The organism is Autumnicola aciditolerans, assembly GCF_041679265.1.
Taxonomy (GTDB): Bacteria; Bacteroidota; Bacteroidia; order Flavobacteriales; family Flavobacteriaceae; genus Autumnicola.
Genome location: NZ_JBGFSM010000003.1, coordinates 223867 through 236212 on the forward strand (window position 1 = coordinate 223867; position 12346 = coordinate 236212).

Sequence of the window (12346 nt, forward strand, 5' to 3'; positions counted from 1 at the left end):
ATTGTTAGCCAGATTTTTCAGCAATCTCATTTGCATTACCTATAAAATTTAGGCTTCGTGAGGAAGCTTCTTTATCGACTACTCTGTACTAAAATATTCCGTCATAAATATGATTAAAATACTCGAAAACCATTGCAATGCAGAAAACGGTTTGCTTTTGTTCGACCCACCTACCGGTTCAGGTAAAACGTATAACGTTTTAAAATGGATTTTTGAAAATTATAAGACACATTGTAAAGAAGGTCGCAAAATTTTCTTCATTACTAACTTAAAGAAAAACCTTCCTTTAGATGATTTAAGGAACGACCATTTTGCGAAAAACAACAAAGTCGACGATTTTAATAAACACGTCCTTTTTCTTGACTCTAATATGGGTTTCGTATTGAAAAATTTTGACGAAATCAAAGATAATATTCCTGAATATTTCGGTAAACTACAGGCCTTTAAAAGCCTACGGAATCAAGTGCGCTTGGTCAACAATTTAAAATCTTCAAACAAATTCAAGGATGTTTTAAATGCTGCTGAAAATGAACTTAGAAACAAATATGAGCCTGAATTTAGAAGAAGAATAGAGCTGTATTTAAAAGAAAATTATCCCAATAAAAAAGAACGTTTAAAGGCCATAAAAACTGAGCCCAATTTAAAGTGGGTAGGCACATTGTATCCATCGGTTTTTTCTTCTGAACGTAAGATTTTCTTTTTGAGCATAAGTAAATTTTATGCTCAAAACAGCACCCTTGTAGAACCTTCTTACCACTTTATTAACCACGATATTACTAAAGATGCTATCATTTTTATAGACGAAATTGACGCTACGAAAGACAGCATACTATCTAACATTATTGATAAAGGCAAACGCCAGCGAATAGATTACATTCATTTGTTCAATGAAATCTTTTGGGCACTTTCAAACAATACACTTCCTGTGGATTTTTTGGAACATTCAAAAAATAGACAACAGCAAATTGATAAAGGCTACAACTACAAAGATTTAAAAGACATTGAAAATGTTCTAAAGGCGATGGCTGCTGAAATTGTAGAGAAATACAATGTAATGTATAGTTTCAAGACAACAATGGCACCCAATGTTTCAAGAGAACGCAACCTATTGTTTCACGACTTTCAGTACCACGCAGTTTACCGCAACAATAATAAATACATTGAAATTGATACTGATTTTGGAAAGCGAATGAACCTATTGCAGTTTACCAATGAGAAACCTGTAGATAACTCATTAAACATCATTACGCTGCTCAATCAAATAAAGGGCTATGTTAGGTATTTTCAGGGTGCGGTAAAGAGTTTGGCACAAAATTATCAAGAAACCATAAATGAGCGCCGTATCGCATCCACATCACAAGAATCTGAATATGCTTATGATTTAGCGTTAAGCACCGTACTTGAAGAATTTAGGCTGGAAGGCAAGTACAAAGCATTTATTATGGACAGCATTCTTTCGGAAAGAGAAAATGCAAATCAATCTGACAAAAACAAACCGCAAATACGTTATGATTTTAGTGTATATGAAAACGGCTTTAGATACTTCGACTTTATTGACGATGAGCAGCACGAAACAATTACCAAAACCTTTATCTATGATTTTAATAGTACCCCAGAGAAGTTTTTGTTAAAACTTGCTGAGAGGGCTAAAGTTATAGGTATTTCTGCCACTGCCAATATTGAAACCGTAACAGGTAATTATGACATAAGTTATTTAAAGAAACAATTGGGCTCTTCCTTCTTTGAGCTCAATAGTGATGAAAAAGAACATCTTAAAAGTTTTATTGAAAAACAGAACGAAAATTACAAGGACGTAACCATACATCCTATCTGGATAAAAAATTACAGTACCGAAGCCGAAGTAGCAGAAGGTTTTTTAAAATTGATTGAAGACAAAGAATTGGTGCGTCATATTATAGGTAAAATAGATAATCCAAACCCATTTATTCAAAATAGATACCTACGAATTGCTCAGGCATTTGATAAGTTCCTCTTATATCAGGATATCAAGGCAATGCTTTGTTTGTTGAACAAAGAGCCTAAAAAATGGGATGATAAACTACGTATTTCTACACTCGAAGAGATTTTCGATATTCTTATTGAAAAACACAATACCAAAGATATCTTCACTCAGAAAGATGATGACAGCGATGAATTGGTGTACAGCGTTAAAAATTCGTACAGAATTATTAATAGTGCAGATTTCGATTTGAAAAAAGAAGATTTTACAGACCGATTGCATCGTGGCCAAAAGCTATTTTTAATATCAATGTACCAAACCGTGGGTGCTGGTCAAAATCTTCAGTATGTTTCGCCTGACACCGCAGAACTTGTAGATGTGCGCAGTAGTGAACTTCCAAAATACAATTTGGATAAAACCGACATCAATGCTATCTATCTGGACAAGCCCACGCATCTTATTCAGCTTATTAATAAACAGCTTGATGAAGAAGGCTTTATTAGATATCTATTTCAATTGGAATTTTTACTGGAAGCAGGTAGAATCTCAATGGCAACGCTAAAAAGTGAGGTTACCAGAGCATTTGAAAACTTAATGGCATCACTTAATTCCAATGGAATTCCCAAACGTAGTAAAGCTTCACTTTATGATGACTACAATATAAAGCAGCATTATTCCAAATTTATAATTCAAGCCATTGGGCGGATTTGCCGAACCAACTTGAAAGCAAAGAATATCTATATCTTGGCAGATGATGAACTACAAAATCATATTGCATCCTTTGATATTGAAAACAATGTAGTTCTTAAGGAATTTAAAGCCTTGGTCTCTTCTTGTCGAAAGCATACAACGGAAATAGAAACTGACGAAGTTTTTGTGAATAAAGCCATAATGGCCAATAGAAAAACCCTATCCAGAATATTGCGTTTTATCCGCAGAGATTGGGAATGGCGTGATAAAGATATTAAGGAATGGCAGCAGTTAAGAGAACTCTGTCTCATCTATCCAACAATGACCAAGGAATGTTCAAAAAACTTGATTAGAGTTCTGGATGTCTATGTAGAATTACCATCAATGGGCAACAGTTACAGTTATGAAGAAGAAAACGATTTTCAATCCATCACAATTGATTTCAATAACAAATTGCCAGCGAAGGTTTCCGAAACATCAGCGCGATTACAGTCTATGCTATCCATCCCAGGTTTAAAACAACATTTTGAAGGAAAGCAATACGCGACGGAATTTAATAATGGATCTTTTATGTTGAGCCCAGTCTTATTTCATAATATCTACAAAGGTGCTTTGGGTGAGGAAGCCGGACGTTTCATCTTTGAGAACGAACTACAAATTCCACTTGAAGAAATGCCAAAAGAACACTTTGAATTGTTTGATTTCAGGATTAGAGAAACGGATATCTATGTAGATTTTAAACATTGGCAGGAATACACCGAGTTTGATGCTACAAAAATTCAAGATAAAATATTGAGCAAATTAAGTAGAGTTAATGGGTCCAGAGCACTAATAGTAAACGTTCTTGCCGTAAATAATTACAGGACCATTACTGGTATAGATGGTAAGATTGTGGAAATAGGCAATTTATATGAAGAAGAGAACAAAAGTTACAACACTCAAGCCATCAAGAAAATTTTAGAAATCTATGGAAAAAGTAAAGATTAACATTATAAACCCAAAGCTAAACTATCTCAATATTGATAAAGTTTTCAGTATTGTTCGGTTTACCACGTCCGAAAAATATATTCCATTTGGGGCACAATTTATAGATGTATTCTCACAAAATATTAAGGCCAAAAGTGTGGTTTTTGAAAATGGCCGCTCTCTTTATACGCTTTTCGCGAAAGCGGAATTAGAAAACATCAATCTTAGAGCGGAAATTGATAAAATAGAAGGTGCAGAAGTCTTGACTTTTTCGGTTTTAAAAAACAGCGAAATCCAGCAGATTCCAGTACATCTATTAGTTCAACTATTAGTAAATTCTTTGAGCTCGCCAGAGAACAATCGCCTTCGGTTCAACAATTTAACAGGTAAATTATTTCTTTATAATGAATCACTTTTTGAACGTAGAAAGTTTAAAGATGATAGACTGATAACTAAAATTCCGGCAATTGAATTTAAGGTACATTGTGATTTGAACTTAGAATTGCGCACTACAACTTTTACAAGCCTTTTATTAAAAACAAAACTTGACTTTTCCAGAAAGTCTTTGCATAAATACGCTAAATATACCTACTCGCACGCCACCAAATCAATGCGTAGAATTATAGATGGTGAGAACTTTGATGCCAAAGATGTTTTTATAATCAAGCAAGAGCCCAGAAAGAAAACAATCATTCCATTCTTGGATTTTAATGAATTGGATTCCTTTCAGGAAAGTAAAATGGGTTTTATGTCCGAAACCCTGGAAAAAATTGAAGACAAGCTAAGTGAGTATTTGCAATTAGCTTTCAATGAAACGTCCGTCAAAGATACCTTTAGAACTGCTGACCAAAACCAACAGGATATCAATTCAATAATATCACAGACAAAAAAAACCGTACATATCATAAATGCAGTTGGCGAAACGGCAGACGATTACATTGAAGTTTTTCAGGATACATTAAAGTCAATTTTACCCACAATTAAAGCAACAATCTCTGACAACCATAAAAAACAGGCCTTGAACATTCGCTTGTTGCACAACAAGCACTACTACGACAAAAACGGAATACAAGATAAGTATGACGCCTCATTGATAAACACACAGCACCTCACAATAGAAGATTTTAAATATAATAATACGAATGCTGTAAAGGCGATTTTAAAAGAGCTGTTAATTAAGAATGATATAGAGAAAAAGCAAGTGTCTATTTTAGATTGGGCTCAATACAATTTTACAGATGATTTTGTGTTCGGCATCAAAGATGACGAGCAGTTTATCTTTTTAAAAATAACTTCATCTGGAAAGATGCAGTTTGAGATTAAGGAACAGACATTATTCAACCAGTCTGAATTTGATGACTTAATTTCAATTTTTGATGAAGATTCCACGGTTGAAGGCGTTGTTAAAAATCATTTAGAACACATCAATGTTATCAAAAGGACGGGCTTATATACGCTTCCAAATTTCAAAGAAATCTATGGTCAGCTCAAAGCCGAAAATAAAAACGAAAACTTCAAAATGTCTGATGTTAAGCAATGGCTTTCAGAAACTGATTTAGAAGAAAAACATAAAGATTATTACCAGTCACTTTTTAATAATTGGACCGAAGAATTCATTTCAAAATCAAACCTTTTACAGATAATAGACCATCGTTCGGTAAAGAAAAGACTATCAAAACACATTCAGGATAATACCGGAATCGTAGTTAAGTCTTATATGCGAGATAAGACAAAATATGACTTAATGGATAGCAACCTTGATATTCATTCATATTACGAAGACGGTAAGTTGTTCTATTACGTGGGAACCATAGGTGATGGGATGCGTACAAAAATTGGCCGAGCATCAATTATTCGCGAAATATCAGGATTTTCAGATGCGCCAGTCTTTTTTGATGAGATGTTACCCTTAATGAATGTAGATTTTGTAAGATATGGCGACTTAACGGTAATACCTTTTCCATTTAAATATATAAGAGAATGGGTACTTTTAAATAAAAAAAAGTCTCCTTCTAAAAGAAAGAATAGTTGAAGAACCAGTAAAATCAGGTCATTTTTATTAAAATCATTCTAATCTTAACAGGTGCGAACTTCAATAATTTACCCAAATATCGACCTCGCCTCCTCGTAAATCCTCTCAAAATTAGCCTCTATTTCAGCTTGTGTATAAAACATGGAATCATCCGGTAAATTACGTTCAATCTTCGGGATTTTAAACTGTACTTTTTTATCCTTTCCATCGGCATATGTGATAAATTCGCCTTGTTTTAAACGAAAGAAGGAATCGGCCCTTACTTTTGCCATTTCCCGCTCTCCTATAGATATTTTAGTATCAAAATCCAGTCCTTCTCCCCTCATTACCGTCCTGGTTTCCCCTTTTACAATTTCGAAAAATCGTTCATAATATTTAGCTGTGTCCGGGTCGTTCACCTTTCCGAAAAACTGATAGGACAGATTGGCCAGAATAGCTTTGCTGGCTTTATCGCCGTACATCATATCATTCTGGATCTTATCCTGCATTACATAAACCGTAGCGATATCATAGCTTCTTAATGTAGCCGGGATTCTGTGCATATTAAGCAATCTAATCGTGGAAGCCTCTTCCATTAAAAGGAAAGAAGAATTAGAGTTTCGAACACTCATTTGCTTGGTAATAGTATGCAGTATAGTTGCTATTACAGGAGAATAGGCTGTTTCGTACTTGGGATTGTTCACCAGGGAAATAACCGCTGGATTTTCCGGATGATTTATATTGAGGGGAACTTCATCTGCAGATAAGGCCATGAAAATTTGTTTAGTACTGATCTTTTTCAGGGCATTGGCCAGCGTACTTTTTACCCCTGCCGTCTGCCTTTCCGAATCTTTCCCACTAATAAATGCGCTGGCCATGGCGCGGGAAGTAGGATTGGTCTCTAAAAAAGCAATCAGGCTATCGGTATCCAGAATTTGATAAATCAGAATTAAATGTGGCAGGCTGCAGTATTGGGGATAGGAAGTCTTAAGTTTCCAAATGAGTCCGCCTACCAGGCCTTCCGCAGCATCATTAAAGAACTTATTGGTACCGGTCGCACCTGATTCTTTTTGCTCCAAAAGATTTTCAATGAGCACCCTGGAAATCTCGTTCACACTCTCCTCATTTTCCAGATATCTGGGTGCGATGGGATTTACTCTATGCAGTATTTTATCAAAGGAAACCACATAAAAGGGAATATCGGGATTATTGAAAAGTGGATAGGCCATTTCCGTAATCTCAAAATTTTTATAATCGTGGATCACCCCACTAAAGGAGTAGTTGCTGAAATGTTTTAAAAAACCATGAACCACACTTTCCGTTTTACCACTTCCGGAAGCTCCAATAATTGAAGCTCCTCGCATGATATTTTTAATTTGAAATTTTCCGTGATTTATTTTAAAAACCACCTTGTATTTTGCTTCAGAAGCCCCATCATCGTCCCTATTAATGAATACATAAAGGGCGGTATTTCCCAATAATAGCGGACAGCCATAATAAAGCACGAGACTAGATAAATCGCTTAAATCCAGACCCGGGTATGCCATAAGAAATATCATAATGACGGTGATCATTAGGTTAATCATAAAAGCAAACTTGGAGATCCTGTAAATCAGAAAAAACAGGATATGAAGTACTAACAGTATGGCAATTATAGTGAATAGCGTCGTTATCATAATTCTTAAATTAGATTCCTATTGAACCAGAGCGGATAGCCGTATCTACCCCTTGTTTTATTTTATTGAATACTTTTAAAGCCAACTGTACTTTGTTGGTAGGGATCTTTGGTAGCATGGGCATCCCGGATTCCCTTAACATCTTAACTGCGATTGCTTTTTCACTGGTCGGTAAACCAATAAGTGCGGAGAAATACATTTTCGGATTTTTAATAAACTCTTTCCTGGCCTGATAGGTTTCGACAAAATTTCGCTGATACTGAAAGGTTCTATCAAAGGTTTGTTCTGCCCTGGAAAAAAACTGATCACGGTCAAAACCCCTTTTCACCAGTTTCCCGTTCATTTCCACTTCCGAAGACTTGTATTTGCTTCCCGGGGACAGACTATAGGAATTGGAGACATCCTTTCGGCTAACAATAATGTGGATATGGCTTTGGTTACCTTCCTTGGGCATCCCCTGAACAATTCGTTCCCCACCCTGCTGATGTGGTGCTTGCTTTTCCAATTTGATGATCTTTTTTTCAAGGCTTGGAATATTACCCTCTATTTCACCACGTTTAATTTTTTGAATGTCGTCTTTACATTTTAGAATTCTGGTGGCATAAGGCTGGTTTTCTTTTACCTGACGATCCGTTCCTTTAAAAGCACGCTGATGTTCGATTTTTGCATAATATTTAATATCATTTGCTGTAATGGCCCTACCATTGATTTCACGGTTAAAGCAGGCCGCATAATCTTTTATGAGCTCGCGGGTATAGCGTTTGAGATCTTCACTACTGTTTTGCAATCTTTTTAGTTCATATGGAGACGGGCTTACGGTAATGGCATAAAACTTAGGCTCGACTTTTTTCAATTTTGCAATATTTCCGTCAATTTCCTGAACTACTTCCCTCGCAGAAATACCCTCCCTGTCCTGATTAAAGAAATGTTCCAGATCCTCCTGTTCCACACCTTCATTCTCTTTTTCCAGATAATCCACATAATCTCCTGAACTCTGTGAAAACGTGCCGCCTAATTTTTGAGCTGAAATAGTGATATACATATTTCGATTTTTAATATTTATTCTGATCATCCTTCCGAGAACTATTTTTTTCCAGTATCAGGGTTTTCTTTTTTGGTTCATTCCCTTCCAAAAGGGATTGCAAAATCGCCAGGGTGGGATTGGCTTTATTTTTTTCCACATCCTTCATAATGGCGATAATGGCGTTCATTCTTTTTTTCAATGAGTTCTCTATTTTTCTTCCAGTTGGACCTAATTTTTCTTTCGGAGAAATCTCGTTGTAGAAGAAAAAATCAAGCATGGTAGCCAGGGCTTCTGAATGGGTTTTAAAATGGGTACGTGAGAATTCCTGAAAACGTTCCGCGGTTTTTTTCTTAAATCGAATATTCTTAAAAGGCTCCATATGTTCGCTGTTTTGATCAATTTGCCGCAAATACCTGCCTGTTTACTGGGGTTTCAAGCCCATTTGCCGCAAATACCTGCCTGTTTACTGGGGTTTCAAGCCCATTTGCCGCAAATTTTAATTTTCAGGAAGTCTTAAACGATTTTAAATAACTGATTTACAGTGTTTTAAAATTAAAAGGCAATGTCTAACATCGCATAGCGTGTTACCCTCTTGCTATTCCTTTTTGTCCCGCCAGGCGGACAAAAAAATTATACAATCTGGCTAAACGCCAATTGCCTTTTTCTTAGAATTCAAGATTCCTTATAAAATAAATTGATGGGTATAGGGAGCAGCGAAAGTCAAAATAATAGGCTCACTATACGTAAATATAAACGCTGAAGATCAGCATTTTAAAGATAAGGAATTTTTATCAATTGAAATTTTCAAAGCATAAAAAAACATCTATGGAATTTCAGAGATGTTCTTTAGGTAATTTTTGCGATTATATATAATAGCATTTAAAGTATGCCTTCATCTGCAAAACTAAAATAATCACCATCGGGGGTCAGGATTAAATGATCAAGGATTTTAATGTCTAAAAGTTCCCCTGCCTTTTTAATTTTTTCGGTCAGGCGTTTATCTGCCTCACTGGGTTTTAAAGTTCCTGAAGGGTGATTATGAGAAATTATCAAATTCACCGCTAATGACTTTAATACTACCGCAAACAGGATGCGCAGATCTACAAGGGTGCCCGTAATCCCTCCGGTAGAAACTTCAAAAATACCCTTTACTCTATTGGCATTGTTCAAGAGCATGACTTTAAAACATTCCTGCAGTCCTATCTGGTCTTTATTCCACATATCAAATAATAGCTCTGCGGCATTTACTGAAGAAGTTATTTTTGGTGCCTGTGAGATTTTAAAATTACCCTGATATTTTATCGATATTTCATTAACTTGTGCTTTACTCATAGCTTAATATTTTTAAGGAAATCGTGAATCTTCGATTTCATTTTAATTTGATTTAAAGGGTTGAAATGAAAAAAGAGGGCGTTACCGTGAGCAAGTTCCAGCCCTCTTTTATTTAACTGCTAATGAGTATCATTATTAGCATTCCCACCTCCCAGCAAAAGAATTTCACTTACTACCACTTCGGTTACGTATCTTTTTTCTCCTTCCTTATTTTCATAGGAGCGATTGGTTAGTTTACCTTCAATGGCAATTTCTTTGCCTTTGGCCACATAACTTTCTACGATTTCAGCGGTTTTGCCCCAGGCTACGATGTTATGCCATTGGGTATCCTGTATTTTTTCGCCCTTTGAATCTTTATAAAATTCATTGGTGGCAATGGAGAAACTGGCTACTTTTTTGCCACTTTCAAGATTTTTGATTTCCGGGGTCTGCCCCACATTTCCGATTAACTGAACTTTGTTTCTAAGCGTTCTCATAATTAAAAGATTTAAAGATTAATAATTGATTTACTTATTATATCCGGAGCTTTTCTTTTTTGATTTTTTTTTGTTCTACTTCCGGATAATTTTGTTTTTATTGATTTCATCACGTTTTTATTTAGATTTACTTCCTATAGAGCCGTATGCTGTTTCCTTTTTGATGCTGATACATTTTCAGCATATAGAATTAGGGAGGACTTATAAAAGGGCAGACGAAGTCAACCGGCTTATGTATCCTATGATAATTCCAAATTTCCTGTGATAATTTTTTTCTATTATTCTGTCTTTCCGCAACTCGATTAAATCGACTTACTTTTTATATCCAAAGCATTTTCCTTTTTGATTTTTTGTGCTCTTGTTATTTTTTGTATCTGTTTCGATTTCATAATTTTTTAAATTGACTTACTTCTTATAGAGCCCTCACATTACCTTTTTTGATGCATTTTTTCTACAACATCCGAGATTGGTAAAGCGTATAAAAAGAGTAGGCGAAGCCGGAACGGCCTTATGCCGCTGTCCAAGAAAGAATGTTGTTTTTTCGCAGTTTAAAAAAGGTGTTGTGGGAACTATGGATAGAGTAGGTCAAATATTAGCTATGTAGAGAATCGGCATGCAAAACAAGAGCACAAATAGCGTTAAGGACTTCCTAATAGGCATTGATAGTTAACTACTAGGCATGATCTTCCTTATCCACTTTTCTTAGAGAACTTAAGTAGTTAATGAATTCAGTAATTAAGATATACTTTTAAGAGGCGTACTTCATAATATCAACATAGGGCGTTCCTCTTCCCACAATAGAGAATGCTCTAGACAATAATTTATTTCTGATAATATTTAAAGTACTCATTTTATTTTTTCCTTGACTCACTCTATTTTCGTAATAAGCCTTTAATTCAGGATTATACTGGATGGAACCAGCAGCACATAAATGCAATAGCGCCTTACCTTCAGTGTTTGCTAATCGACTTACCTTTGTTCTTCCTCTAACACTTGTACCTGATCTATAAGGAAATGGTGCTATACCACAATAAGAAGCAAATTTTCTCCAGGTTTTAAAAGTGGTAAAACCATTAGTATGGATAATCAAAAAACGCGCAGTTACTTTTCCTATTCCCTTGATGCTAAGCAACAGTCGAAACAGCTTGTTAAGCTCTGCATCTTCTAAAATAATATTGTCCATTTCTTTTTCAATAGTTCTAATCTCTTGGGTAAGTAGATCTATAATTCTTTTCTGAACTTCAAAGAGTATGGTTTCATTTTCTAATACTCTTTTTTGCTCTTTCAAAGTTGCCTTATGACCTGCTCGTTGAGAAATCAATTTTCTACGCATAGAAGCCAGGCGTTTCAGCCGAGCTAATGGCACACTCATTATTTTTGCTGGTTTAATTTCCTCCCTTCTTCGATAGCCATATAAGGCAATTCTCTTAGCATCGGTTTTATCATCCTTTCCACGCAAAATACCCAAGGATCGCTTAACCTCTAAACCAGATGCTATATAGAAGATACATTCTTTTCTGCTCAAAACTGCTGATAACTGATTTGTATAAAGCCCTGTGTGTTCAAAAACAAATAATATGTCATCTTTAAACAATTTAGTGCTATTCATTACCCATTCAACCATTTGATCAATCCCATCAGGATCATTGCTGAATGTTAACTGCAATTCTTTCATATGAATACAACAGTCCAATACTAGCTTGCTGGCATCAATGCCGATAACCTCCTTTATTTTCATCATTATAATAAATTAAAGGTTGCCTAAACTAAAACCTTTAAAAGCAAAGGCTATAATCCTATTTGGTTCTTAGCAACCGGTTATAAAGAATGAGGACTAATACATAAGAGAGGTCATTAACCTAGCAGTCCGGAAAGTTCACCTCATTCTTTTTAATTCTAAAGTTATACACAATTTTCATAAGTTATCAGTCTCCCCCAGCCCCCCTCTTTTCAACATTATCATTATAAGTTTTATTTATTTTACAAATCTAAAGGCAGTCCGGCTAACTTATATATGCTGGTATTTTGCATTTATAAAAAGGAAAAAACAGTAACGGCTGAGAAGTAAATGGAGAACGGGAAAATGAAAAACAAAACGGGTAGGAGAATAATGAGCTAATATTTAAAATCCTAATGAATCAAAGATGTTAGATACTTACTATAAAAGATATGGTGGTTTTGAAATTTTAGGTTTTAGGGTAGAGACAGCGA

General features: G+C 35.3%; 8 protein-coding genes. 2 read left to right on the forward strand and 6 right to left on the reverse strand.

Annotation, left to right across the window (positions count from 1 at the left end):
- The first annotated feature begins 109 nt into the window (after nt 1–109).
- Nucleotides 110–3637, forward strand: coding sequence for a hypothetical protein (locus tag AB8M93_RS04460; RefSeq protein ID WP_373056371.1), 3528 nt, complete (start codon nt 110–112; stop codon nt 3635–3637).
- A complete protein-coding gene (locus AB8M93_RS04465; protein ID WP_373056372.1) occupies nt 3618–5648 on the forward strand; it encodes a hypothetical protein in 2031 nt (676 codons plus the stop codon). Before AB8M93_RS04460 ends, AB8M93_RS04465 begins: the two co-directional genes overlap by 20 nt.
- Nucleotides 5649–5716: 68 nt before the next feature.
- Here the strand turns inward: AB8M93_RS04465 and AB8M93_RS04470 are convergent, their stop codons facing one another.
- The 6 genes from AB8M93_RS04470 to AB8M93_RS04495 form a co-directional block, all read right to left on the reverse strand.
- Entirely contained in the window at nt 5717–7303 is a 1587-nt protein-coding gene (locus AB8M93_RS04470) for a type IV secretory system conjugative DNA transfer family protein (protein ID WP_373056373.1), read from the reverse strand.
- Between the two features lie 10 nt (nt 7304–7313).
- Nucleotides 7314–8345, reverse strand: a complete 1032-nt coding sequence (mobB, locus tag AB8M93_RS04475; RefSeq protein WP_373056473.1) for a MobB family relaxase — start codon at nt 8343–8345, stop codon at nt 7314–7316.
- A gap of 10 nt (nt 8346–8355) precedes the next feature.
- Nucleotides 8356–8706 (reverse strand): BfmA/BtgA family mobilization protein, encoded by a 351-nt coding sequence (locus AB8M93_RS04480; protein ID WP_373056374.1) that lies wholly within the window; start codon nt 8704–8706, stop codon nt 8356–8358.
- 500 nt (nt 8707–9206) lie between these two features.
- Nucleotides 9207–9659 carry a JAB domain-containing protein gene (locus AB8M93_RS04485; RefSeq protein ID WP_373056375.1) on the reverse strand — a complete coding sequence of 151 codons (453 nt, stop codon included), beginning with the start codon at nt 9657–9659 and terminating at the stop codon, nt 9207–9209.
- A gap of 119 nt (nt 9660–9778) precedes the next feature.
- Nucleotides 9779–10135 (reverse strand): single-stranded DNA-binding protein, encoded by a 357-nt coding sequence (locus AB8M93_RS04490; RefSeq protein ID WP_373056376.1) that lies wholly within the window; start codon nt 10133–10135, stop codon nt 9779–9781.
- 748 nt (nt 10136–10883) lie between these two features.
- Nucleotides 10884–11876 (reverse strand): transposase, encoded by a 993-nt coding sequence (locus AB8M93_RS04495; protein ID WP_373056377.1) that lies wholly within the window; start codon nt 11874–11876, stop codon nt 10884–10886.
- Nucleotides 11877–12346 lie beyond the last annotated feature (470 nt).

What these genes read in the sequence shown, in the direction of transcription:
- AB8M93_RS04480 (WP_373056374.1), bottom strand. Translation starts at nt 8,706, where the DNA reads ATGGAGCCTTTTAAGAATATTCGATTTAAGAAAAAAACCGCGGAACGT.
- AB8M93_RS04465 (WP_373056372.1), top strand. Translation starts at nt 3,618, where the DNA reads ATGGAAAAAGTAAAGATTAACATTATAAACCCAAAGCTAAACTATCTC.
- AB8M93_RS04495 (WP_373056377.1), bottom strand. Translation starts at nt 11,876, where the DNA reads ATGATGAAAATAAAGGAGGTTATCGGCATTGATGCCAGCAAGCTAGTA.
- mobB (WP_373056473.1), bottom strand. Translation starts at nt 8,345, where the DNA reads ATGTATATCACTATTTCAGCTCAAAAATTAGGCGGCACGTTTTCACAG.
- AB8M93_RS04460 (WP_373056371.1), top strand. Translation starts at nt 110, where the DNA reads ATGATTAAAATACTCGAAAACCATTGCAATGCAGAAAACGGTTTGCTT.
- AB8M93_RS04485 (WP_373056375.1), bottom strand. Translation starts at nt 9,659, where the DNA reads ATGAGTAAAGCACAAGTTAATGAAATATCGATAAAATATCAGGGTAAT.
- AB8M93_RS04470 (WP_373056373.1), bottom strand. Translation starts at nt 7,303, where the DNA reads ATGATAACGACGCTATTCACTATAATTGCCATACTGTTAGTACTTCAT.
- AB8M93_RS04490 (WP_373056376.1), bottom strand. Translation starts at nt 10,135, where the DNA reads ATGAGAACGCTTAGAAACAAAGTTCAGTTAATCGGAAATGTGGGGCAG.